At 66.6% G+C, this 23,757-nt stretch carries 15 protein-coding genes; 9 read left to right on the forward strand and 6 right to left on the reverse strand.

All coding sequences use genetic code 11. The features are described 5' to 3' along the window. Positions 1–4 precede the first annotated feature (4 nt). Together CEY09_RS05930 and CEY09_RS05935 are read right to left on the reverse strand one after the other, a co-directional pair. Entirely contained in the window at positions 5–3,157 is a 3,153-nt protein-coding gene (locus CEY09_RS05930) for an efflux RND transporter permease subunit (protein WP_088587919.1), read from the reverse strand. Next, on the reverse strand, positions 3,154–4,221 hold the full coding sequence (locus CEY09_RS05935; protein ID WP_234818240.1) for an efflux RND transporter periplasmic adaptor subunit: 1,068 nt from the start codon (positions 4,219–4,221) through the stop codon (positions 3,154–3,156). The genes CEY09_RS05930 and CEY09_RS05935 overlap by 4 nt, the downstream gene beginning before the upstream one ends. Before the next feature lie 250 nt (positions 4,222–4,471). On the opposite strand from CEY09_RS05935, the gene CEY09_RS05940 reads away from it, so the two are divergent. Further along, a complete protein-coding gene (locus tag CEY09_RS05940) occupies positions 4,472–5,101 on the forward strand; it encodes a TetR/AcrR family transcriptional regulator (RefSeq protein ID WP_088587921.1) in 630 nt (209 codons plus the stop codon). Between the two features lie 36 nt (positions 5,102–5,137). Here CEY09_RS05940 and CEY09_RS05945 read toward each other — a convergent pair whose 3' ends face one another. Beyond that, positions 5,138–5,515: a VOC family protein gene (locus tag CEY09_RS05945; protein ID WP_088587922.1), complete on the reverse strand. Its 378-nt coding sequence runs from the start codon at positions 5,513–5,515 to the stop codon at positions 5,138–5,140. 126 nt (positions 5,516–5,641) lie between these two features. On the opposite strand from CEY09_RS05945, the gene CEY09_RS05950 reads away from it, so the two are divergent. From CEY09_RS05950 to CEY09_RS05970, 5 genes are all read left to right on the forward strand, one after another. Then, the gene (locus tag CEY09_RS05950) at positions 5,642–7,615 is read left to right on the forward strand and encodes a BCCT family transporter (RefSeq protein ID WP_088587923.1); all 1,974 of its coding nucleotides are present in this window, start codon (positions 5,642–5,644) and stop codon (positions 7,613–7,615) included. Between the two features lie 160 nt (positions 7,616–7,775). Further along, complete coding sequence (locus CEY09_RS05955) at positions 7,776–8,906, forward strand: efflux RND transporter periplasmic adaptor subunit (RefSeq protein WP_088587924.1); 1,131 nt, start codon at positions 7,776–7,778, stop codon at positions 8,904–8,906. A gap of 17 nt (positions 8,907–8,923) precedes the next feature. Next, positions 8,924–12,025, forward strand: a complete 3,102-nt coding sequence (locus CEY09_RS05960; protein ID WP_088587925.1) for a MexW/MexI family multidrug efflux RND transporter permease subunit — start codon at positions 8,924–8,926, stop codon at positions 12,023–12,025. A gap of 10 nt (positions 12,026–12,035) precedes the next feature. After that, entirely contained in the window at positions 12,036–13,517 is a 1,482-nt protein-coding gene (locus tag CEY09_RS05965) for an efflux transporter outer membrane subunit (RefSeq protein WP_088587926.1), read from the forward strand. A 54-nt stretch (positions 13,518–13,571) separates the two neighbouring features. Next, positions 13,572–14,231, forward strand: a complete 660-nt coding sequence (locus CEY09_RS05970) for a helix-turn-helix transcriptional regulator (RefSeq protein WP_088587927.1) — start codon at positions 13,572–13,574, stop codon at positions 14,229–14,231. Positions 14,232–14,434: 203 nt separating this feature from the next. Here the strand turns inward: CEY09_RS05970 and oprZ are convergent, their stop codons facing one another. From oprZ to CEY09_RS05985, 3 genes are read right to left on the reverse strand one after another with little or no spacing between them, the layout of a single operon-like run. Next, positions 14,435–15,826, reverse strand: a complete 1,392-nt coding sequence (gene oprZ, locus CEY09_RS05975; protein WP_088587928.1) for a multidrug efflux RND transporter outer membrane subunit OprZ — start codon at positions 15,824–15,826, stop codon at positions 14,435–14,437. Then, complete coding sequence (locus CEY09_RS05980) at positions 15,823–18,960, reverse strand: multidrug efflux RND transporter permease subunit (protein WP_088587929.1); 3,138 nt, start codon at positions 18,958–18,960, stop codon at positions 15,823–15,825. Before CEY09_RS05980 ends, oprZ begins: the two co-directional genes overlap by 4 nt. Positions 18,961–18,963: 3 nt before the next feature. After that, positions 18,964–20,133, reverse strand: coding sequence for a MexX/AxyX family multidrug efflux RND transporter periplasmic adaptor subunit (locus tag CEY09_RS05985; protein WP_088587930.1), 1,170 nt, complete (start codon positions 20,131–20,133; stop codon positions 18,964–18,966). Positions 20,134–20,456: 323 nt separating this feature from the next. Between CEY09_RS05985 and axyZ the strand changes: the two genes are divergently transcribed. The 3 genes from axyZ (at position 20,457) to CEY09_RS06000 (ending at position 23,653) form a co-directional block, all read left to right on the forward strand. Beyond that, positions 20,457–21,095 (forward strand): multidrug efflux transcriptional repressor AxyZ, encoded by a 639-nt coding sequence (gene axyZ / locus CEY09_RS05990; protein ID WP_088587931.1) that lies wholly within the window; start codon positions 20,457–20,459, stop codon positions 21,093–21,095. Between the two features lie 38 nt (positions 21,096–21,133). Continuing rightward, positions 21,134–22,030: a LysR family transcriptional regulator gene (locus CEY09_RS05995; RefSeq protein ID WP_088587932.1), complete on the forward strand. Its 897-nt coding sequence runs from the start codon at positions 21,134–21,136 to the stop codon at positions 22,028–22,030. Between the two features lie 120 nt (positions 22,031–22,150). Next, the gene (locus CEY09_RS06000; protein ID WP_088587933.1) at positions 22,151–23,653 is read left to right on the forward strand and encodes an ABC transporter substrate-binding protein; all 1,503 of its coding nucleotides are present in this window, start codon (positions 22,151–22,153) and stop codon (positions 23,651–23,653) included. The last annotated feature ends 104 nt before the right edge of the window (positions 23,654–23,757 follow it).

Consider the following 23,757-nt stretch of genomic DNA (forward strand, 5'->3'; position numbering starts at 1 on the left):
CTCGTTACAGCGTATCGGCGGCGTTGGCGCCGGGCGGTACGCCTTCCGGTTCGTCGCGTTCGTCGTGGCGCACGCGGAACCAGGCCGCATACAGCGCGGGCAGGAAGAACAGCGTCAGCACCGTGGCGCTGGTGATGCCACCCATCAACGCCGTCGCCATGGGGCCGAAGAAGTTGCTGCGCAACAGCGGGATCAAGGCCAGCACGGCTGCCGCGGCCGTCAGCACGATGGGGCGGAAACGCCGCGCCGTGGCGCCGACGATCGCGTCCACGCGCTTGTGACCGTTCAGGATGTCCTGCTCGATCTGGTCCACCAGGATCACCGAGTTGCGCATGATGATGCCGAACATCGCGATCACGCCCAGCATGGCGACAAAGCCGAAGGGCTTGCCGAACAGCAGCAGCGCCGCGACCACGCCGATCAGGCCCAGCGGCGCCGTCAGCACCACCATCAGCACCCGCGCAAAGCTCTGCAGCTGCACCATCAGAAGCGTCAGCACGGCCACGGCCATCAGCGGCATCTGCGCGTTGATGGACGACTGGCCCTTGGCGCTTTCCTCGACCGGGCCGCCCACTTCGATGCGGTAGCCAACCGGCAGTTCGGCCCGGATGGCGTCCAGCTTCTTGTCGATGGCATGCGTGACGTCGATGCCCTGCGATCCGCTGGTCACGTCCGCTTGCACCGTGATGGTGGGCTGGCGGTCGCGTTCCCAGATGACGCCGTACTCAAGGTCGTAGCGCACTTGCCCCAGGCTGCCCAGCGGCACCGGGCCATTGGGCGTGGGCATGGCCAGCGTGGCCAGGCGGGCAGGGTCCACGCGTTCGTCACGCGGCGCGCGCAGGCTGACGGTGATCAGCTTGTCGCGTTCGCGGTATTGCGTCACGTTGTAGCCCGACAGGGTCATGGCCAGGAAGTCGGAAATGTCGCTTGAACTGATGCCCAGCTCGCGCGCTTTCTGCTGGTCGATCTCGAAGCGCACGGAGCGTTCGGACGGTTCGTCCCAGTCGAACTGCACATTCACCGAGCGGTTGTCGGCGCGGACTTCGGTGGCGACTTTTTCGGCCACGGCCCGCACGTCGGAGATCTTGTCGCCGCTGACGCGGAACTGCACCTGATAGCCCACGGGCGGCCCGTTCTCCAGGCGCGACAGGCGGGTGCGGATGGCGGGGAATTCCTCGCGCAGCATCGGCGCCAGCCATTGCGCCAGCTTTTCGCGATCTTCCACCGAATGCGCGGTGATGACCAGCTGGGCGAAGTTGGGCGTGGCCAGTTGCTGGTCCAGCGGCAGGTAGAAGCGCGGCGCGCCGGTACCCACGAAGCTGACCGAATGGTCGATCTCGGGCCGGCCGTCCAAGGCCTTTTCCAAGCGTTCCACCTGACGCAGCGTGGCGGCGAACGACGCGCCTTCCTGCAAGCGCACGTCCACCAGCAATTCGGTGCGGTCCGAGCTTGGGAAGAACTGCTGCGGCACCAGCTTGAACCCTGCCATGGACACGACGAAGATCAGCACGGTGCCGGCCAGCACCCAATAGCGGCGGTCCACGCACCACGCCACCCAGCCACGCAGGCGCTGGTAGAAGCGGGTGTTGTAGATGTCGTGTTCGTGATCATGGGGCAGATGCGCTTCGCGCTTGCGCTCGGGCAGCAGCCGGTAACCCAGCAGCGGGATCAGCACCACCGCGGCAAACCAGGACGTGATCAGCGCAATGGCCGACACCTGGAAGATCGAACGCGTGTACTCGCCGGTGCTGGACTTGGCCAGCGCAATGGGCAAAAAGCCCGCCACGGTGACAAGCGTGCCGGTCAGCATGGGGAAGGCGGTGCTGGTGTAGGCGTAGGCCGCCGCGCGGGCGCGGCTCCAGCCTTGCTCCAGCTTCACCGACATCATTTCCACTGCAATGATGGCGTCGTCCACCAGCAGGCCCAGCGCCAGCACCAGCGTGCCCAGCGACACCTTGTGCAAGCCGATACCGAACACGTCCATGAACAGGGCCGTGACCGCCAGCACCACTGGGATCGAGATCACCACCACCATGCCCGTGCGCAGCCCCAGCGACACCAGGCTCACGATCAGCACGATGGCGACGGCTTCGGCCACGGAACGCAGGAAGTCGTCAACGGAGTGCGAGACCGCCTGCGGCATGCTGGACACTTCGGTCAAGGTCAGGCCGGCGGGCAACTGGGCCTTCAGTTTCTCGAAGGTCGTGCCCAGCGATTTGCCCAGGCGCACCACGTCCTGCCCGGGCTGCATGGTGATGCCGATGCCCAGCACCGGGGCGCCGCCAGCACGCATCTGTTCGACGGGCGGGTCGTCGTAGCCGCGATGGATCGTGGCGATGTCGCCCAGCCGGATGGATTTTCCGTTCACCCGGATCAGCGTGTCCGCCAGCGCGCGGCTGTTCTCGAACTGGCCGGTGGGGCGCACGAAGATGCGGTCGTCGGCGGTCGTCAAGGTGCCGGCGCTGGCCACCGCGTTCTGCGTATTGATCGCCTGGGCGATCTGCTGCGGCGAGACGCCCAGCCGGGTCAACTGCGTGTTGGAGATTTCGATGTAGACGTGCTCGGCCTGGTCGGCAAAATAGTCCACCTTGGCCACCCCGGGCACGCGTAGCAGCACCGTGCGCAGCTTGTCCGCATAGTCATGCAGCTGCGCCGGCGAGAATCCGTCGCCCTGCAGGGTGTAGATGTTGGTGTAGACGTCGCCGAACTCGTCGTTGAAGAACGGGCCCTGCACGCCCTGGGGCAGCGTGGCCTGGATGTCGCCGACTTTCTTGCGGATCTGGTACCACTGGTCGGCCACGGTGCTGGCGGGCGCCGAGTCCTTCATAGTGTAGAAGATCAGCGATTCGCCGGGGCGCGAGTAGCTGCGCAGGAAGTCCGTGTTGGGGGTCTCCTGGAGCTTCTTGCCGATGCGGTCGGTGACCTGTTCCTGCACCTGCTGCGCGGTCGCGCCCGGCCACAGGGTCTTGATGACCATCACGCGGAACGTGAAGGGCGGATCTTCCGACTGCGCCAGCTTGGAATACGACAGCACGCCGAACAGCGTCACCAGCGTAATGATGAAGATCACCAGCGGCTGGTGGCGCAACGCCCAGGCCGACAGGTTGAACTTGCCTTCTTCGTGGCTGTGGCCAGGCTCCCGATCCGGCGCGCTCATGACGCGAAGTCCTCAGGATGCAGCGGCGGCACGGCGCGCACTTTTTCGCCGGCGGATACCGTGTGCACGCCTTGCCAGACCAGGCGTTCGCCGGCCTTTACGCCGCCTGCCAGCGTGACGGTGCGGGCGTCGTAACGCAGCACCTGCACGCGGCGCAGCTCCAGCGTGTCTTCCTGCGGCTTGACGACCCAGACGGCGGGCTCCTTGCCGTCATGGAACAGCGCGGTGGCCGGCACCGTGTAGGTGGCCTGGCTGTCCGAACCCCGGTTGTCGAAGCTGATGTTGGCGGTCATGCCCAGCCGGACGTCCGGCGAGGGCGATTCCAGCGTGAGCTTGACGCGGTAGGTGCGGCTTTGCGGATCGGCGGCCGGCGCAATTTCGCGCAAGACGGCAGTAAAGGTCTTGCCAGGCAGCGGGCCCAGCGTGACGGTGGCGCGTTGGCCTACGGCAAGCCCCGCCAGCACGCTTTCGGGTACGTCGCAGATCGCGTCGATGTCGCCGGACCACGCCAATTGGTAGACGGGTGTCCCGGCCGCCACGTTCTGGCCGGTGTCGGCTTGTTCGGCGGTGATGACGCCCGCGTGGTCGGCCTGCAGGGTGGTGTATTTCAGCTGGTCGGCCGACAGCGCCGCCTGCTGCGCGGCCTGGTCGCGCTGCGCCAGCGCCGACGCGTAGGCGTTGCGCGTTTGCTCAAGCTGGTTCGCGGCGATCAGGTTTTCGCGCGCCTGGGCGCGGTCGCGGTCCAGCTGCTGGCGCGCATAATCCAGCTGATGCTGGGCGGCCGACAACTGGGCTTTCGCGGCGGCCGCGTTCTTGGCCGCGTCGGCGGGGTCCAGCTTGGCCACGATCTGGCCCGGGGTGACGCTGTCACCCAGCCTGACCTGGCGTTCGATGATCTTGCCGCCTACGCGGAACGACAACGGCGTGCTGTAGCGCGCCTGCACCTCGCCCGGCAAGGTCCAGGCCGGCAGGCGTTCGTCGGCTTTGGCCGGCATGGCGACCACCGGCCGCGGCGCGGGAGCGGGCGCTTCCTTGGGGCCGCAGGCGGACAGGGCCACCGCCATCGCCAAGGCAGCCGGCAAGGCCAGCCGGCGCGTCCAGCGGCGGGGGGAAGAAAGGGGCAGCGCCACAGGGGCGGCAAGGTCGAGCGCGGCGGGGCGCGCGCAAGGGCCAGGACAATTCACGAAACACCTCGCGGCGCGGAAAAGGGCAAAAGAGGGGCGAGTCAGACTCGATACGGCCTGGATTCTAATGCAACTCTGTATTCAGATACAACACTGTATTTGAAGTGGGCGCCAGTGCTAAACTCGCGCCATGTCAAAAATCCGCCTTACCCGCGAGCAAAGCCGAGACCAGACGCGCCAGCGCCTGTTCGACGCTGCGCAATCGGTTTTCCTCAGCAAGGGTTTCGTGGCCGCCAGCGTCGAGGACATCGCCGAACTGGCGGGGTACACGCGCGGGGCCTTCTATTCCAATTTCGGCAGCAAGTCCGAACTGTTCCTGCAATTGCTCCGGCGCGATCACGAAAAAGTGATGGCCGACATGCGCGCCATCTTCGAGGATGGCGAATCGCGCCCGCAGATGGAGGCGCGCGTGCTGGAGTACTACAGCACGCACCACCGCGAAAACGACTGTTTCCTGCTCTGGATGGAAGGCAAGCTGCAAGCCGCGCGCGACCCGGAATTCCGGGTGGGCTTCACGGACTGCCTGCGGGAATTGCGGGCGGCCACGACCGAATACGTCCGCCAGTTCTCCGCCCACGTGGGCACGCCGCTGCCGATGCCGGCAGAGCAACTCGCCATCGGCCTGCTGGCCTTATCGGACGGCATGCAGTTCAGCTATGCCTTCGATCCGCAGGGCGTCACGCTGGAAATGACCGAGGCCGTCCTGGCGGGATTCTTCCGCCGCGTGGTCTTCGGCGACCCGCCGCCCGAGGGGCAGTAGGCCCCCCAGCGCGAGCGAAGCATGCGCGGCGTGGGGTCAGACGAGCTCTGACATCTCGATCAGATTCAGGTCCGGGTCGCGCAGATACACGGATCGGATCTTTCCGGTGGCGCCAGTGCGTGGCACCGGGCCTTCGATGATCGTGGCGCCGGCCTCGTTCAAGCGGGCGATCACCTCGTCCAGGGGCCGGTCGGCGATAAAGCACAGGTCCAGCGCGCCCGGCACCGGCAAGTGCGCCTTCGGCTCGAACTCGTGGCCGCGCACGTGCAGGTTGATTTTCTGGTTGCCAAAGCGCAACGCCTGGCGGCCTTCGCCGAAGGTCTCCAGGCGCATGCCCAAAATCCGGGTGTAGAAATCCACCGTGGCCTCGGGGTCGGTGCAGGTCAAGACCAGATGGTCCAGGTGATCGATCATGCGCTTGTCTCCGTTATTTCAGATTGTCAGCCGTACTCTGGGCATGATAGTAATACCTGCGGCGCGCGGCCAGACTGAGGGGGCCGGCGCCGGTTTTTTCAACCCTCGGGCGAAAGGAGCGGCAGCTTGACTTCAGAAACCCGACCATCCTCCACCATCAACAAACCGGTCTTTTTTTCGGCCGCGCTGTTCACCCTGCTACTCGTGGGCTTTGCCATCGCGGCCCCGAAGACCGCGCAGAACCTGTTCGAAGCGATGCAGGGCTGGATCCTCGGCAATGCCAGCTGGTTCTACATCCTGGTCGTGGCCATCATCTTGCTGTCGGTCACGTTCCTGGCGGTCAGCCGTTACGGCGACATCAAGCTGGGCCCCGACCACAGTGAACCGGACTACCGCAATTTCACGTGGTTCGCGATGCTGTTCTCCGCCGGCATGGGCATCGGTCTGATGTTCTTCGGCGTGGCCGAACCCGTCATGCACTTCATGTCGCCGCCGGTCGGCGAGGGCGGCAATGCCGCCGCCGCCCGCGAGGCCATGAAGATCACCTTCTTCCATTGGGGGCTGCATGCGTGGGCGATCTACGCGGTGGTGGCCCTGACGCTGGCGTTCTTCTCTTTCCGGCATGGCCTGCCTCTGACCCTGCGTTCCGCGCTGTACCCGCTGATCGGCAACCGCATTCACGGGCCCATCGGCCACGCGGTCGACATCTTCGCCATCATTGGCACGGTGCTGGGCGTGGCGACCTCGCTGGGCCTGGGCGTGGCGCAGATGAACAGCGGGTTGAACCATCTGTTCGGCATCCCCGTGGGCGTGACCACGCAGATCATCCTCATCATCATCACTTGCGGGTTGGCCACGCTGTCCGTCGCAAGCGGCCTGGACAAGGGCATCCGCATCCTGTCCGAAGCCAACATGGTGCTGGCGGTGATCCTGCTGCTGTTCGTGCTGATCGCCGGCCCCACGGTGTTCCTGTTCCAGACTTTTGTGCAGAACACCGGCGCCTACCTGTCGGACATCGTCAACAAGACCTTCAACCTGTACGCCTACGATCCTTCCGACTGGATCGGCGGCTGGACGCTCTTCTATTGGGGCTGGTGGATCGCGTGGTCGCCGTTCGTGGGGCTGTTCATCGCGCGCATCTCGCGCGGGCGCACCATCCGCGAGTTCGTCTGCGGCGTGTTGCTGGTGCCTGCCGGCTTTACCCTGTTCTGGATGACGGTGTTCGGCGATACCGCCATCCACTTCATCCTGGTCGACGGCGTGAAAGGGTTTGCCGAGACCGTCGAAGCCGACAGTTCCCTGGCGCTGTTCGCATTCCTTGAACAACTGCCCTGGAGCAACGTGCTATCTGTGTTCGCCATCGCGATGGTGGCGGTGTTCTTCGTCACGTCGGCGGACTCGGGGGCGCTGGTGGTGGACCTGCTGGCATCGGGCGGGGCGGACCGCACGCCGGTGTGGCAGCGCATCTTCTGGTCGCTGTCGATGGGCGCTGTCGCCATTGCACTGCTGCTGGCCGACGGACTGACCGCCTTGCAGACGGCCACCATCGCAAGCGCGCTGCCGTTCTCCATCATCCTGCTGCTGTCGTTGTGGGGGCTGTTCAAGGCGCTGCGGCTGGACGCGACCAAGCGCGGCATTCGCTATCAGTCCCTGACCCTGTCGCGGCCGGCGCGCGGCGGCCAGTCCTGGGAACGGCGCCTGCGCAATATGGTCATGATGCCGCGCCGCGCCCACGTGCTGCGCTTCATCAGCGACGTGGTGCGGCCGGCGCTGGACGATGTGGCCGACGAATTGCGCCGCCAGGGCTATGCGGTGGCCGTGCGCGAAGACGAGAGCGAAGGCGGCGTGACCCTGGAGGTGTCCCATGGCGACCACCTGGACTTCTGGTACGCGGTGCGCCCCGAGGCGTTCGTCCGTCCCAGCCTGACTCCGGAAGAGGCCGCCGACGAGGAAGAGCGCAAGTACTTCCGCGCGGAAGTCCACTTGCGCGAAGGCGGGCAGGACTACGACATCATGGGCTGGAGCCGGGACGCCGTCATTGGCGACATCCTGGACCAGTACGAACGCCACCGCCATTACCTGCATATGGTGCGAACCTAGCAGCGCCGGCGCGCGCGCCACGCCATGCCGCCGGGTTTTCCCGGCGGTTTTTTTTCGTCCATAGCCTGCCGCTATCCCGGGCATTGCTTTCGCCACTTTGACGAATTCTCCGGAATCGTGGATTATCCAAGAATAGTCTTGGATAAATAGAGAGTGAATCATGAAGGCGAAATCAGGGGCATGGGCGGCGGGCGTCGTCGTGCTGGCGGTGGCGGTGGGGGGCGGGCTGGTCTGGACATTCAGCGGCACGTCGCAAAAGGGCGGTTGGGCGATGCCGGCCGCCAAAGTGGCGGTGGCGCCTGCCGTTCGGGCGGACTTCCCCGTGGCGTTGACCGGCATCGGGTCCCTGGAGGCGATGCGCCAGGTCCAGGTGCCGGCTGAGGCGGACGGCCGCGTCACCCAGATCCTGTTCACGGCCGGCCAGCACGTGCAGGCCGGGCAGTTGCTGGTGCAGTTCAACGATGCGCCCGAGCAGGGCGAACTGGCGCGTCTTCAGGCCCAGGCGCGCAATGCGCGGACCTTGCTGGAACGCACGCGCCGCCTGTTGCCGCAACAGGCCGCCACGCGGGAACAACTGGATCAGGCGCAGGCGGACTATGACCAGGCGGCTGCCGACATCAAGCGGGTGCAGGCGTTGATCGAACAAAAGCGCGTGAAGGCGCCGTTTGACGGCGTGCTGGGCGTGCGCCGCGTCAATCTGGGCCAATTCGCCAAAGCGGGTGATCCGCTGGTCTCGCTGACCGACGCGACCACGCTGTATGCCAACATCACCTTGCCCGAACAGGCGCTGGGCGCGTTGCGCACCGGCCAGTCCGTGACCGTGACGGTCGACGCCCACGCCGGACGCGAGTTCTCGGGGCAGGTCACGACCGTCGAGCCACAAGTCGACCCGGGTTCGCGCACCGTGCGCGTGCAGGCCACGCTGCCCAATGCCGATGGCGCGCTGGCGGCCGGCATGTTCGCCCACGGCCGCATCGGCCTGCCTGATCGCCCCGACGTCATCACCGTGCCGGAGACCGCGGTCAGCTATAGCGCCTATGGAGATTCCGTCTACGTCCTGACGCCGCCCAAGGCGGACCAGCAGGGCGCGGCCCCCACCGTGCGCCAAGCCTATGTGAAGACGGCCGAGCGCGTGCGCGGCCGCGTGGTCGTGACGGAAGGGCTGGAAGCGGGCGACCAGGTCGTGACCTCCGGGCAGTTGCGCCTGCATAACGGCGCGGCGGTCGACATCATCGCCACCGACACCGTGGCGCTGGGCGATGCGCAGCAAGCCATGGCGCAAGCCCGGTAACGGGGCAGGAGGCAATCATGAAATTCACCGACCTCTTCGTCCGCCGGCCCGTGCTGGCCCTGGTGGTCAGCACGCTGATCCTGCTGCTCGGCATCAAGGCGCTGAGCGGCCTGCCCGTGCGGCAGTACCCGCTGACCGAAAGCACCACCATCACCATCACCACCCAATACCCGGGCGCGTCGCCCGACCTGATGCAAGGCTTCGTCACGCAGCCCATCGCGCAGTCGGTCGCCACCGTGGAAGGCATCGACTACCTGTCTTCCTCATCGACCCAGGGCCGCAGCGTCATCACCGTCCGGATGAAGCTGAACGCCGACTCCAACAAGGCCATGACCGAGGTCATGGCCAAGGTCAACGAGGTCAAGTACCGCCTGCCGCAAGACGTGTACGACCCCGTGCTGGTCAAGTCCGCGGGCGAGGCGACCGCGGTGGCCTATGTGGGCTTTTCCAGCACCACGTTGTCGCTGGCGGCGCTGACCGATTACCTGTCGCGGGTCGTGCAGCCGCAGCTGTCGTCGATCGACGGCGTGGCAAGCGTCGAACTCTATGGCGGCCAGAAGCTCGCCATGCGGGTCTGGCTGGACCCTAACCGGATGGCCGCGCGCGGCATTTCCGCCGGCGAACTGGCGCAGGCGCTACGCGACAACAACGTGCAGGCCGCACCGGGGCAGGCCAAGGGCCTGTACGTGGTGTCCAACATCCAGGTCAACACCGATCTCGTGAACGTGGCGGAATTCCGCGACCTGGTGGTCAAGCGCGACGGCGACGCCATCGTGCGGTTGGGCGACGTGGCAACCGTCGAACTGGGGGCGGCGTCCACCGATTCCAGCGGCCTGATGGATGGCGAACCGGCCGTGTACTTCGGCCTGAACGCCACGCCGGTCGGCAACCCGCTCGTCATCGTCCAGCGCTTGAACGAGCTCGTGCCCAACATCAAGCAGAATCTGCCGCCGGGCACCAGCGTGCAGGTGCCGTTCGAGCTGGCCCGCTTCATCAGCGCGTCCATCGACGGCGTGATGCAGACATTGCTGGAAGCCGTCGCCATCGTGGTGGTGGTGATCTTCCTGTGCCTGGGGTCGCTGCGCGCCGTGCTGATTCCGGTCATCACGATTCCGCTGTCCATGCTGGGCGGGGCGGCCATCATGGCGCTGTTCGGCTTCAGCGTGAATTTGTTGACCCTGCTGGCGATGGTGCTGGCCATCGGCCTGGTGGTGGACGATGCCATCGTCGTGGTGGAAAACGTGCACCGCCATATCGAAGAAGGCAAGTCGCCCGTGCGGGCCGCGCTGATCGGCGCGCGTGAAGTGGCGGGGCCGGTGATCGCCATGACGATCACCCTGGCGGCCGTCTATGCGCCCATCGGGCTGATGGGCGGGCTGACCGGATCGCTCTTCAAGGAATTCGCCTTCACACTGGCGGGCGCCGTGGTCGTATCGGGCGTCATCGCGCTGACGCTGTCGCCCGTGATGAGTTCGTTCCTCTTGAACAGCCACGTGTCGGAAGGCTGGATGGCGCAGCGCGCCGAACGCTTCTTCGGGCGGCTGGGCGACGCCTACGGCCGCGTGCTGGACGTGTCGCTGCACCACCGCTGGGTGACGGGGCTGATCGCGGTGGCGGTGCTGGTCAGCCTGCCGTTCCTGTACAACGCGGCGCAGCGCGAGCTGGCGCCCGTCGAAGACCAGTCGACCGTGCTGACGGCGATCAAGTCGCCGCAGCAGGCCAACATCGACTATGTCGAGAAATTCGGCAAGAAGTGGGACGACGTCATGAAGACGTTGCCCGAACAGAAGGGCCGCTGGCTGATCAACGGCTCGGACGGCGTTTCCAACAGCATCGGCGGCGTCGACTTCGTCGACTGGAAGGACCGCAAGCGCTCGGCCGACGAGATCCAGGCCGACATGCAATCAATGGTCAATCAGGTCGAAGGCAGCAATATCTTCGCCTTCCAGCTGCCGTCCCTGCCAGGTTCCACCGGCGGGCTGCCCGTGCAGATGGTGCTGATGAGCGCGGCCGATTACCCGGTCGTGTACGAAGCCATGGAAAGCCTGAAGAAGGCGGCGCGCGAAAGCGGCCTGTTCATGGTGGTGGACAGCGACCTGGACTACAACAACCCGGTGGTGCAGCTGAAAGTGGACCGCGCCAAGGCCAACAGCCTGGGCGTCACCATGAAGGCCATTGGCGATACGCTGGCCGTGCTGGTGGGCGAAAACTACGTCAACCGCTTCGGCATGGACGGCAGGTCCTATGACGTGATCCCGCAGAGCCTGCGCGAACAGCGCATCTCGCCCGCGTCGTTGGCGCAGTTCCACGTCAAGAGCGCCAGCGGCGCGCAGGTGCCGCTGTCCAACCTGGTGTCGGTGTCCATGGGGGTGGAACCCAATTCGCTGACGCAATTCAACCAGTTGAACGCCGCCACCTTCCAGGCCATCCCGATGCCGGGCGTCACGATGGGCGACGCGGTGCGGTTCCTGACGCAGCAGGCGCAGCAATTGCCCGCCGGCTTCAGCTACGACTGGCAGTCGGATGCGCGCCAGTTCAGCCAGGAAGGCTCGGCGCTGATGATCACGTTCATTTTTGCCATCATCGTCATCTATCTGGTGCTGGCGGCGCAATACGAAAGCTTGCGCGACCCGTTCATCATCCTGGTCAGCGTGCCTATGTCGATCTGCGGCGCCCTGATTCCGCTGGCGCTGGGCATGGCCACCGTCAACATCTATACCCAGATCGGCCTGGTGACGCTGATCGGCCTGATCAGCAAGCACGGCATCCTGATGGTGGAGTTTGCCAACGAGATGCAGGTCAGCCATGGGCTGGACCGGCGCACGGCGATGGAGCAGGCCGCCCGCATCCGCCTGCGTCCCATTCTGATGACGACGGCGGCGATGGTGATGGGGCTGATCCCGTTGCTGTTCGCCTCCGGCGCGGGCGCGCACAGTCGTTACAGCCTGGGGCTCGTCATCGTGGTGGGTCTGCTGGTGGGCACCTTGTTCACGCTGTTCGTGCTGCCCACCGTCTACACCGTCTTCGCACGTGACCACCGTGCCGCCAACGACACGCCGCGCGCCCGGGAACTGGCGGCGGCGCAGGCAGCGGACGCCAGTGTGGCCGCCTCGCATTAAGGAACCGATCATGAACCAATCATCCATTCACCCCAAGCGCCTGCGCCGCAGCCTCGCCGTGCTGGTGGCGGCCCTGGCCACCGCGGGTTGCGCGGTCGGGCCTGATTACCAGAAGCCGCAGGCCGCGCCCGTGGCCCTCGCCAGCCCGGAGCAGGCGCTGTTTTCCACGGACCGGCTGCAGCGCGACTGGTGGAAGCAGTTGCAGGACCCCCAGCTGGACCGCCTGATCGGCCTGGCCCTGTCCCGCAACCACGACATCCGCATCGCCCAGGCGCGCCTGGCCGAGTCGCGTGCCGTGCTGGACGAAAAGGAGCTGGACCAATTGCCCGCGGTGACGCTGGACGGCCGCTACGAGCGCAGCCTGTCGCAAGCCAATGCGGGCGCTGCCGGACAGCGCAATCTGGCTCAGAGTTACCGCGCGGGGTTCGACGCCACCTGGGAACTCGATCTGTTCGGCCGTCTGCGCCGGACGGCCGAAGGAGCGGCGGCGCGCAGTGAGGCCCAGGCGGCGGACCTGGCGCAGGCGCGTATCGTGGTGGCAGCGGAGGTCGCGCGCAATTACTTCGAGTTGCGCGGCGCCGAACAGCGGCTGACCGTGGCGCGCGCCAATCTGGACAGCCAGCGCGACAGCCTGCGCGTGACCCAGGCGATGGTTTCGGCGGGCCGTGGCGACGAGGGTGATCTGGCCAGTGCGCGGGCCGAATTGGAGACCGTGCAGGCCAGCGTGCCCGTGCAGGAAACGGCCAGGCGGCTGGCGCTCTACCGCATCGCGGTGCTGGCCGGGCTGCGCCCCGTCGAACTGGGCGAACTGGACGCCGGCCGGCCACTTGCGCCGTTGACCGCGCGCTTGCCGATCGGCGACGTGGGCGCCTTGCTGTCGCGCCGTCCCGACATCCTGGCGGCCGAACGCAACATGGCCGCCGCCAATGCGGACGTGGGGGTGGCCACCGCCGAGCTCTATCCCCGGTTCGACCTGGGCGGTTTCCTGGGATTCGTCGCGTTGCGCGGGGCCGACTTCGGTTCATCGTCCAGCCGCGCCTTCAGCGTGGCTTCGGGGGTGAACTGGCCGGCGTTCCACCTGCCGACGGCGTTGGCAAGAAAGCGCGGCGCCGTGGCCCGATCCGAAGGCGAAGTGGCGCGCTACGAGCAGACCGTGCTGCAGGCCGTGGAAGAGCTGGAAGCGGCGTTGACGGAATTTGGCCAGACGCAGCAGCGGCTGGGCAACCTGGCGCAGGCGGCGATGCACAGCAGCCGGGCAGCCGACCTGGCGCAACTGCGCTACCGTGAAGGCAACGCCCCGTATTTGACGGTGCTGGATGCGCAGCGTACGCTTTTGCGCGCCCAGGACGCCGTGGCCGTCGCCGAAACGGAGTCCTATACCCGCCTGATCGCGCTGTACAAGGCGCTGGGCGGGGGCTGGGAGGCGGGGCCGGAAACGGCAAGCAGGGAATCGACAGGGGAGGGATCCACGCCGTCGCCCGCCGCCGGCTGACCTTCGCCCCGGTTCGTGGCACCATAGGAAAAAACCTGGAGTTCCGTTATCGCCATGTCTGACAGCCTGTCCCAACCCGTCACCTGGACGCCGCATCAACCGGCCGACCGCGTGCTCATGACCTTGAAGACGCGCGGCCCGCAGTCCATCGCGGTCATCGCGAAGGCCATGGACGTGACGGCCGAAGCGGTGCGCCAGCAGATGACGCGGTTGCATGCCGATGGCCTGGTGGATTCCGAAAGCCATAGCGCCGGGCGCGGCCGGCCGACCCAGATCTGGTATCTGACGGAAGCCGGCCACGGCCGCTTTCCCGACACGCATGCGGAAATGACGGTGCAGATGATAGGGGCCGTGCGCCAGGTATTCGGCGACGAGGGCGTGGAAAAGCTGATCCAGGTGCGCGAAGCCGCCATGCTGAACAGCTACCACCAGGCCATGCTGGGCGCCAAGGACCTGGCCGGCCGGCTGGAGCGCCTGGTGCAGGTGCGTTCCTCCGAAGGCTATATGGCCGAACTGCGCCAGGACGGCGCGGACTATCTCTTCATCGAAAACCACTGTCCGATCTGCTCGGCGGCCAAGGCCTGTATGGGCTTTTGCCGCAGCGAACTGGAACTGTTCCGCAATGTGCTGGGCGCAGGCGTGACGGTCGACCGCGAAGAACACATCCTGGTCGGCGCAAGACGCTGCGCCTACCGCGTGAGCACGCGGACGTGACAGACGGGCGGCCGTGCACGTGAATCCGTAGGATGGGTGAAGCGCGAGAGTTCTTAAGCAAGAACACTACTCTCCAGCGCGCGTAACCCATCAAGCAGCGCTACTTTTCTTATCCGATTCGGCTATAGGATGACCGCCGCTTGATGGGTTACGCGCGCTGAAGGCCTGCGCTCAGACGCACTCTCTCTCGCGCTTCACCCATCCTACGAGCCCTTATCCGCCGGCGTTTCCCACCCGCCCAGCGCCTTGTACAGGTCCACCGCGTTGACCAGCCGGCGCTGCTGCAGCCGGATGTACTCCTGCTCGGATTCGAACAGGCTGCGCTGCGCCTCCAGCATTTCCAGGTACCCCGCCACGCCGCGGTCGTAGCGGCGTTCGGCCAGCCGCTGGCGGTCGCGGTCGGCGTCGCGCACCTTGCGTTGCGCGTCGATCTGCTCGCGCAAGGTGTCACGCGCGGACAGGGCGTCGGCCACCTCGCGGAAGGCCAGCTGGATGCTGCCTTCATACTGCGCCACGGCAATATCTTTGCGGGTTTCGGCCAGCGACAGGTTGGCGCGGTTGCGGCCCGCGTTGAAGATGGGCAGCGTCAGCGTGGGCGCGAACAGCCAATTGCCCGTGCCCGATCCGAACAGGTCCGAAAAGCTGCCGGCCGTGCTGCCGATATCGGTCGTCAACTGCACCGACGGGAAGAAGGCCGCCCGCGCCGCGCCGATGTCGGCGTTGGCGGCGCGCAGCGTGTTCTCGGCCTGGCGCAGGTCGGGGCGGCGCGTCAGCAGCGTCGACGGCAGGCCGGCAGCCAGCGGCGTCAGGCTCTGGCTTTCCAGCGAAACAGCTTCGGTTCCTGCCGGCAGCGAGAAGTCGCCTGCCAACAGGCCCAGCGCATGCACGGCTTGCCGGTATTCCCGGCTGAGCTCGGCATGCGTGGCGCGGGATGACTCCACCAGCATCTGCGCGGTGCGCAGCCCGATCGCGGTTTCCAGCCCGGCGTCGTAACGGCGCCGGGTGATCTTCAGCGTCGCCTCGCGCAGCGCCAGCGTGCTCTCGGTCAGCCGCAGTTGCTCGGCCAGCGAGCGCTGGTTGAAGACCGCCGTCGCGGTTTCCGCCACCAGGGACAAGGTTGCGGCGCGGTGTGCTTCTTCGCTGGCCAGGTAGCGCTCCAGCGCCGCGTCGCTCAGGCTTTTCACGCGGCCGAAGAAATCCAGTTCGAAGGCTGTGATGCCGACGGCAGCGCGATAGCGGTTCGCCACCGGCAGCGGGCCCTGTCCGGGTTCCACGCTGCGGCCCCGGCTGAATTCGCCGCGCCCGTCCAGGCTCGGCAAGCGGTCTGCGTCCTGCACGCCGTACAGCGCGCGCGCCTCCTGGATGCGCAATGCCGCCACGCGCAGGTTGCGGTTGTTCTGCAGCGCGGCTTCGATCCAGGCCTGCAACGCCGGGTCGTTGAAATACACGCGCCAGTCCGTGGGTATTTCCGCCTGTCCGTCTTGCGCGGGCGTGTCGTAAGCCCCGGGGATGGGCGCGGCGGGGCGCTCATGCACGGGCGCCAGCGAGCAGCCCGCCAGGGCTGCCGCCAATAGGGTCATGGCCATGGCTTTCATGGCGTGGTCTCCACAGGGTCGCGGTCGGATTGACGCGCGGGGCGGGCGCGCCCGCCGAACAGGCGGCCCACGATCAGGAAAAACAGCGGCACCAGGAAAATGGCCAACACGGTCGCCGTCAGGATCCCGCCCAGCACGCCGGTGCCGATTGCCGCCTGCGCGCCGGAAGCCGCGCCCGTTGCCAGGGCCAGCGGCAGCACGCCCACGCCGAAGGCCAGCGAGGTCATGACGATGGGTCGCAGCCGCAACCGCGCCGCCTCCAGCGTGGCCGACACCAGACCGTGGCCGTCGCGCACCAGGTCCTTGGCCACCTCGACGATCAGGATCGCGTTCTTGGCCGACAAGCCGATGGTGGCGATAAGGCCCACCTTGAAGTAGATATCGTTAGGCATGCCCCGCAGCGTCACGCCCAGCACGGCGCCGATCACGCCCAGCGGCACGACGAGGATCACCGCCAGCGGAATGGTCCAGCTTTCATACAGCGCGGCCAGCGCCAGAAACACGATCAGCACCGACAAGGCGAACAGCGCGGCCGCCTGGTTGCCCGACAACCGTTCCTCGTACGATTGGCCCGACCAGTCGAAACCGATGCCGCGTGGCAGTTCCGCGGCCAATTCCTCCATGGCGCGCATGGCTTCGCCGCTGCTGTGCCCCTTGGCCGCCGACCCGTTGATCGTGAAGGTGGGAAAGCCGTTGTAGCGGCTGAGCTGCGGCGGGCCCATCGTCCACTTCAGCGTGGTGAACGCGGACAGCGGCACCATCTGGCCCTGCACGTTGCGCACGTGCAGGCGCGACACGTCGTCCACGTCGACCCGGCTCTTGCCGTCCGCCTGCACCGTCACGCGCCGCACCTGGCCGTTATGCATGAAGTCGCCGATATAGTCCGACCCGTACATCACCGCCAGCGCCGTGTTGATCTCTTCCACGGCCACGCCCATGGCCTGGGCCTTGTCGCGGTCGATGTTCAACTGCAGTTGGGGCGCTTCTTCCTGGCCCGCGAACACCACTTCCGTCAACGCGGGATGCTTAGCCGCAGCGGCCAGCAACTGCTGGCGCGCCTGGGTCAAGGCTTGATAACCCAGGCCCGCACGGTCCTGCAGCCGGAAATCAAAGCCCGAGGTGGAACCCAGGTCCGGCAGGGGGGGCGAATTCAGCGCCTGCACCATCGCGTTCTTGCGCTCGGCAAAGGCCTCGTTGATGCGTTCGACGACGGCGTCCACATGTTGGCTGGCGTCGCGCCGTTCCTTCCAGTCCTTCAACGTCACGAAGAACATGGCCGAGTTCGGGCCGCTGCCGTACAGGCTGAAGCCATTGACCGAATACACGAACTCGACCGGCTCGTTGTCCAGCATGTAGCGTTCGACTTCCTTCACCAGCGCCATCGTGTCGCTCTGCGGCGTGCCTTGCGGCAGGATGACCATGGCCATGAAGCTGCCCTGGTCTTCGTAGGGCAGGAACGAGGAGGGCAGGCGCATGAACAGGAACGCTACCGCGGCGATGACGGCCAGATAGGCCAGTCCGAAGCGCACCGGCCGGGCCAGCACGCCCGCCACGCGGGCGGTGTAGCGCTCGGTCAGGCGGGCGAAGGCGCGGTTGAACCAGCCGAAGAAGCCGCGCTTCTCGTGGTGGCCGGCAGGCACGGGCTTGAGCAGGGTGGCGCAGAGCGCCGGCGTCAGCGACAGCGCCAGGAACGCGGAAAACGCGATCGACACCGCCAGCGTCACGGCGAACTGGCGGTAGATGTTGCCCACCGCGCCGTCGAAGAAGGCCATCGGCACGAACACCGACACCAGCACGACGGTAATGCCCATGATGGCGCCGCTGATCTGGCGCATGGCGCGCACGGTGGCGTCGTGGGCCGACAGGCCTTCCTCGGCCATGATGCGTTCCACGTTCTCCACCACCACGATGGCGTCGTCCACCAGGATGCCGATGGCCAGCACCATGCCGAACATGGTCAGCACGTTGATGGAAAAGCCCAGCCACAGCATCACGCCCAGGGTGCCCAGCAGTGCCACCGGCACCACCAGCGTCGGGATGAGCGTGGCGCGGAAGTTCTGCATGAACAGGTACATCACGCAGAACACCAGGGCCACTGCTTCCAGCAGGGTCATCAGCACCTTCTGGATCGAGATCTCGACAAAGGTCGAGGTCTCGTAAGGCAGGTCATAGGTGACCCCGGGCGGGAAGTACTGCGCCAGCTCGTCCATGGTGGCGCGGATGCGGCGCGTGGTGTCCACGGCGTTGGATCCCGGGGCCAGCTTGATGCCCAGCCCGGTGCCCGTCATGCCGTTCACGCGCGACAGGTACATGTAGTCCGTGCCGCCCAGTTCCACCCTCGCCACGTCCTTCAGGCGCAGCGTGGCGCCGCCCGGCTGCGTGCGCAGCGGGATGTTGGCGAACTGCTCGGGCGTGTGCAGGGACTCGCCCGCCACGATGCTGGCGTTCAGCGGCGCGTCCTTGGGCACGGCCTGGTTGCCCAGTTCACCGATGGTGACGCGCGCGTTGTGGTCGCGCAGGGCGCGCGCGATGTCGCCGGGCGTGAGCGACATGGCCGTCAGCTTGGCGGGATCGGGCCAGATGCGCATCGCCGCTTCGGCGCCGAAGGACTGCACCTTGCCCACGCCTTCCACGCGGCGCAGCGCCTGCAGCACGTTGGAGGCCGCCAGCTCGCCCAGTTGGATGTCGTCCAGGCGTCCGTCGGACTTCAAGGACACCACCAGCTGGATGTTGTCGGCCGCCTTTTCCACGCGCACGCCGTCGCGCCGCACGGATTCGGGCAGGCGCGGCTCGACCGCCTTCAGGCGGTTCTGCACTTCCACGGCAGCGATGTCCGGGTTGGTGCCTTGCTTGAAGGTCAGGTTGATGCTGGCCCAGCCCGTGGAGTCGCTGGTGGACGACGTGTACATCAGGCCGGGCGCGCCGTTCATCTCGCGTTCGATGATGGCCGTGACGGCCTCTTCGACCACCTGTGCCGACGCGCCGGGGTAGCTTGCGCCGATGTTGACCACGGGCGGGGCGATGTCCGGATACTGCGCGACCGGTAGTGAGCGGATCGACAGGATGCCGATCAGCATGATCAGCAGCGAGATCACCCACGCGAAAACGGGGCGATCAATAAAGAAACGCGCCATGGTTTATCCCTTCTTGCCCTCGGGGGCGGTTTGCGCGCCGGGGGCTGGTTTTTCAATGGGCTTGATCTTCTGGCCCGCAGTCAGCTGGGCGGCGTTTTCCACGACGATGCGTTCGCCGCCCGCCAGCCCTTGCGTCACGATCCAGTTCGGGCCTTGCAGCCGATGCGCGTCCACCGGGATGCGGCGCAGTTCGCCGGTCTCGTCCGCCGCCAGCAGGTGCGCGCCCTCGGCGGTGCGTAGGAGCGCGTCGCGCGGCACCAGATAAGCCTCGCGGTTGATCGCCTGCTCCAGCTTGACGCGCACGTACATGCCCGGCAGCAATTCGCGGCTGGGGTTATCGAACAGCGCCCGCATCGTCACGTTGTCCGTGCCGGGGTCCACGGCCAGGTCGGCGAACGACAGCGTGCCGCCGCGCGCGTACTCGGACCCATCCGGCAGCACCAGGCGCACCCGCACCTGGTCCGGCGCCACGCCTTCTAGCGCACCCGCGCGGATCTGCTTCTGCAACTGCATCACCTCGGCAGCAGGCTGGGCGAAGTTCACGTAGATGGGGTCGATCTGCTGCACGACCGTCAGCGGCGTGGCCTGGCCTTCGCCGACCAGCGCGCCTTCGGTGACCAGCGCGCGCCGGGCGCGGCCGTCGATGGGCGAGGTGACCCGTGCGTACGCGAGGCGCAGCTTGGCGCTTTGCAGGTTGGCGCGGGCCAGCGCGACTTGCGCGCGCGCCTGGCGTTCATCGGCCACGCTTTCGGCATGGTCGCGTTCGCTGATGGCGCGGTCGCTCACCAGGTCGGCGTAACGGCGCAGCTTGTCGGCGGCGGCCGACAGGCTGGCCTGGGCGCGGGCCAGATTGGCGGCCTCGGAATCGTAGGCGGCCTGTAGCGGCGCCGGGTCGATCTGGAACAGCGCGGCGCCGCGCACGACATCCTGGCCTTCTTCGTACAGGCGTTCGGTGACGATGCCGGCCACGCGGGCGCGCACTTCGGCCTCGCGATAGGGTTCCAGCCGTCCGGGCAGGTCGGTGGTGACGGCGGTGGGCGTGGCCCGGGCGACGATGACGCCGATTTCGGCGGGCGCTTTGGCGTCTTCTTCCGGCGCCTTTTTCGAGCACGCGGAAATAAGAACCAATACGGATAAAAAGGCGAGCTTTTTGTAGGGGACTCGTTGCTTCATTTTTGATTGTTGTTGTGGTGTGCCCGTGGGAAGGGCAGAGGGGTGATGCCGTGCCGGGAATGCGCGGGTTTTCCCGGTGGGAGGCGAGTCTATCATTTAATCCGTCATGCTTGATTGATTATCTTGTTGGAAAGTATGCTCATGGCTGCACACTTCTTAACAGTGTGGAAATGGCGGCTCCTCGACGGGCCGCCGTTTTTTTGTTGCTGGGCCGCCCCGAGACAAAAAGCCCCCCCGGGGGGGCAGCAAGCGCGCGAAGAGTGCGCGGCGTGGGGGCCCTTTTTCCGCTCGTTCCCGACAACCCCTTCATGGAGATTTCCTGCATGGCCCGCAAGACGAAAGAAGAGTCCCAACGCACCCGTGACCGCATCCTCGATGCGGCAGAGCACGTGTTCCTGTCCAAAGGCGTGGCCAGCACCACCATGAGCGACATTGCGGACCACGCGGGGGTATCCCGGGGCGCCGTCTACGGCCATTACAAGAACAAGATCGACGTCTGTATCGCCATGTGCGACCGCGCGCTCGGCGAGGCTGCCTCGCTGACCCAGGTGTCGACCGAGAGCGAAGCCCTGGAATCGCTTTACGTCTCCATGCGCCAGTTCATCCGGATCTATTCGGAAGAGGGTTCGATGCAGCGCGTGCTGGAAATCCTGTATCTAAAGTGCGAACGCAGCGACGAGAACGCGCCGCTGCTGCGCCGCCGCGACCTGTGGGAACGCTACGCGCAGCGCACGTCCGAAAAGCTGCTGCGCGCCGCCGTCGAGCGCGAAGACCTGCCGTCCGCGCTGGACGTGCGGCTGTCCAACATCTACCTGCATTCGCTGGTGGACGGCGTGTTCGATAGCATCTGCTGGTCGGATCGCCTGAAGGGCGACATCTGGCCTCGCGTCGAACGCATGCTGCGCGCCGGCATCGACACCCTGAGGCTGTCGCCCCACCTGTTGATGCCGCGCCTGGCCTAGCGCCGCCGGGGCGGGGCGCCTCCCCCTACAATCGCCGCATGACCCTCAAGCAACTCGAAGCCTTCTATTGGGCCGCCACCTGCGCCAGCTTCGCCGTGGCTGCCGAACGCCTGCACCTGTCGGTGTCGTCGCTGTCCAAGCGCATCACCGAGCTTGAGGAGGCGCTGGGCCAGGCGCTGTTCGACCGCAGCGGCCACAAGGCCGCGCTGACCGACGCGGGCCAGCGGCTGGTGCCGCAGGCCCGCGAGCTGCTTGCCGCGGCTGACCGGGTGCGCGCCTCCATGACCGAAACGCCGGGCCTGCGCGGCCGTTGCCGCTTCGGCGTGGGCGAGCTGACCGCGTTGACCTGGCTGCCGCGCCTGATCGCCGGGGTGCGCGCAGCCTACCCCGATCTGGTGCTGGAACCCTATGTGGACATCGGCCAGGTGCTGGAGCAGCGCGTGGCGGATGGCGAACTGGATTTCGCGGTCATCGCGGGACGCTCGTCGCGCGTGAACATCGCGTCCACGCCCATCGGCCAGGCGCGCTTCGCCTGGGTGGCATCGCCGTCCGCGCTCGACGGTGAAACCCGCATGACCGCGGCGCTGCTGGCCCGTCTGCCGCTGGTGACGCTGCCGGCCGGCGCGGGCACAAGCCGCATCATCGACGATTGGCTGGCCGGGCGCGAGGCGTCCGGTGAGCGCCTCTGCTGCAACAACTGGGGCGCCATCGCCGGCCTGCTGATCGAAGGCATGGGCGTCGGGCTGCTGCCCAGCCATTGGGCCGAAGCATTGCAAGCCGAAGGCAGCCTGCGCGTCTTGCTCGGCGAACCTGCGCTGGCCGCCTTGCCCTACTCATTCCAGTACCGGCGCGACGACACGCGGGCGCTGGTTGCCTGCTTGCGCGACGCCGTCGCCGCCGCGGTCGATTTCTCGGCGCCTTGCCGGCTGCCCTGAGCGCCGCCGTCCGCGAGGCGGCCGTCGCCCGCCCCATTTAGCTGTCCGACAGCCCGCGCTCTATACAATCGCGGCGCGCCTGGCGCAGAATCCAACAAAATCAATCGAGGGAGAACATCCATGCGTAAACTTTGCGCCGCCATGGCCATGGCGGGAATGCTTGTGGGCGGACTGGCCCATGCCCAGTCCACCTTGCGGATTGGCCTGCAGGACGACCCGGACGTGCTGGACCCGGTGCGCGCACGCACCTTCGTGGGCCGCATCGTCTTCGCCTCGCTGTGCGACAAGCTCGTGGACATCACGCCCGACCTGAAGATCGTGCCCCAGCTGGCGCAGTCCTGGACCATCGGCCCGGACAACAAATCGCTGACGTTCAAACTGCGCACGGACGCCGTGTTCCATGACGGCACGCCGGTCAACGCCGCCGCCGTCAAGGCCAACCTGGACCGCGCCCGCACGCTGCCCGACAGCAACCGCAAGAGCGAACTGGCCACCGTCGCCAGCGTCGACGCGCCCGATGCCAATACCGTCGTGTTGAACCTGTCGGAGCCGGACGCCTCGCTGCTGTCGCAACTGTCCGACCGCGCCGGCATGATGATGTCGCCCGCCACCTTCGACAAGGATCCGGGCGGCAAGCCCGTGTGCTCGGGTCCGTACCAGTTCAAGGAGCGCGTGCAGAACGACCGCATCGTGCTCGAGAAATTTCCTAAATACTGGGACGCCGCGAACTATCACTTCGACCGTCTGGTCTTCACGCCCATCCCCGACAACACCGTGCGTCTGAACAACCTGCGCGCGGGCGACCTGGACATCATCGAGCGCGTGGCGCCCAGCGATGCCAAGGCCGTGAAAGACGACGGCAACCTGCGCCTGGCGCCGGTGACCGGCCTGGGTTTCCAGTCGATCTCGGTCAACCTGGGCAACGGCGCGCGCGCCAACAACCCGTTGGCCAAAGACAAGCGCGTGCGTCAGGCGCTTGACCTGGCGATCGATCGCGACGTGCTGAACCAGGTGATCGGCGAAGGCATGTTCCAGCCCGCCTACCAGCCGTTCCCGCCTGCCAGCTTCGCCTACAACACAGCCTTTGAACATAAGGGGCGCGACCCGAAGAAGGCGCAGGCGCTCTTGAAGGAAGCCGGCTTTGACCGCGTGAAGTTCGAGATCACCTTCGGCAACAACACGACCATGCAGCAAGTGTTCGAACTGGTGCAGGCGATGGGCGCCGAAGCGGGCTTCGACATCACGCTGCGTCCGGTGGAATTCGCGTCGCTGCAATCGTCGCTGGCGCGCGGTGATTTCGAAGTGGGCCAGAGCGGCTGGTCGGGCCGCGTCGATCCCAGCGGCAACATTCACCAGTACCTCAGCTGCAAGGGCAACCTGAACGACGGCAAGTTCTGCGACGCCGGCGTGGACAAGCTGCTGAACGACGCCCGCGCCGAAGCCGATACGGCCAAGCGCCGCGCCATGTACGACCAGGTGCTGACGTCCATGCAGGACCAGCGCCCGATCGTTTACCTGTTCTACCTGCCGTGGACCTTCGGCGTGCAGAAGAAGGTGGACGGCTTCGTCGCCTACCCCGACGGCCTGATCCGCCTGAAGGGCGTGACCGCCGCAGGGAAGTAGGCCCACCCCCTACCCGCTTGCGCGGGCCCCCTCGAGGGGGCGACACCGGCGGACCGGCGGAGCCGGATCCGCGGTGTCCCGGATCGGGAGGCACCGTTTGATTG

This window comes from Achromobacter marplatensis (assembly GCF_002209535.1).
Taxonomy (GTDB): domain Bacteria; phylum Pseudomonadota; class Gammaproteobacteria; order Burkholderiales; family Burkholderiaceae_B; genus Achromobacter; species Achromobacter marplatensis.

Bases quoted from the DNA above. Each gene is read 5' to 3' on its own strand.
- CEY09_RS05995 (WP_088587932.1), top strand. From the start codon at position 21,134: ATGACCCTCAAGCAACTCGAAGCCTTCTATTGGGCCGCCACCTGCGCC.
- CEY09_RS05955 (WP_088587924.1), top strand. From the start codon at position 7,776: ATGAAGGCGAAATCAGGGGCATGGGCGGCGGGCGTCGTCGTGCTGGCG.
- CEY09_RS05965 (WP_088587926.1), top strand. From the start codon at position 12,036: ATGAACCAATCATCCATTCACCCCAAGCGCCTGCGCCGCAGCCTCGCC.
- CEY09_RS05985 (WP_088587930.1), bottom strand. From the start codon at position 20,133: ATGAAGCAACGAGTCCCCTACAAAAAGCTCGCCTTTTTATCCGTATTG.
- CEY09_RS05930 (WP_088587919.1), bottom strand. From the start codon at position 3,157: ATGAGCGCGCCGGATCGGGAGCCTGGCCACAGCCACGAAGAAGGCAAG.
- CEY09_RS05960 (WP_088587925.1), top strand. From the start codon at position 8,924: ATGAAATTCACCGACCTCTTCGTCCGCCGGCCCGTGCTGGCCCTGGTG.
- CEY09_RS05970 (WP_088587927.1), top strand. From the start codon at position 13,572: ATGTCTGACAGCCTGTCCCAACCCGTCACCTGGACGCCGCATCAACCG.
- CEY09_RS05980 (WP_088587929.1), bottom strand. From the start codon at position 18,960: ATGGCGCGTTTCTTTATTGATCGCCCCGTTTTCGCGTGGGTGATCTCG.
- axyZ (WP_088587931.1), top strand. From the start codon at position 20,457: ATGGCCCGCAAGACGAAAGAAGAGTCCCAACGCACCCGTGACCGCATC.
- CEY09_RS05935 (WP_234818240.1), bottom strand. From the start codon at position 4,221: ATGGCGGTGGCCCTGTCCGCCTGCGGCCCCAAGGAAGCGCCCGCTCCC.
- CEY09_RS06000 (WP_088587933.1), top strand. From the start codon at position 22,151: ATGCGTAAACTTTGCGCCGCCATGGCCATGGCGGGAATGCTTGTGGGC.
- CEY09_RS05945 (WP_088587922.1), bottom strand. From the start codon at position 5,515: ATGATCGATCACCTGGACCATCTGGTCTTGACCTGCACCGACCCCGAG.
- CEY09_RS05940 (WP_088587921.1), top strand. From the start codon at position 4,472: ATGTCAAAAATCCGCCTTACCCGCGAGCAAAGCCGAGACCAGACGCGC.
- oprZ (WP_088587928.1), bottom strand. From the start codon at position 15,826: ATGAAAGCCATGGCCATGACCCTATTGGCGGCAGCCCTGGCGGGCTGC.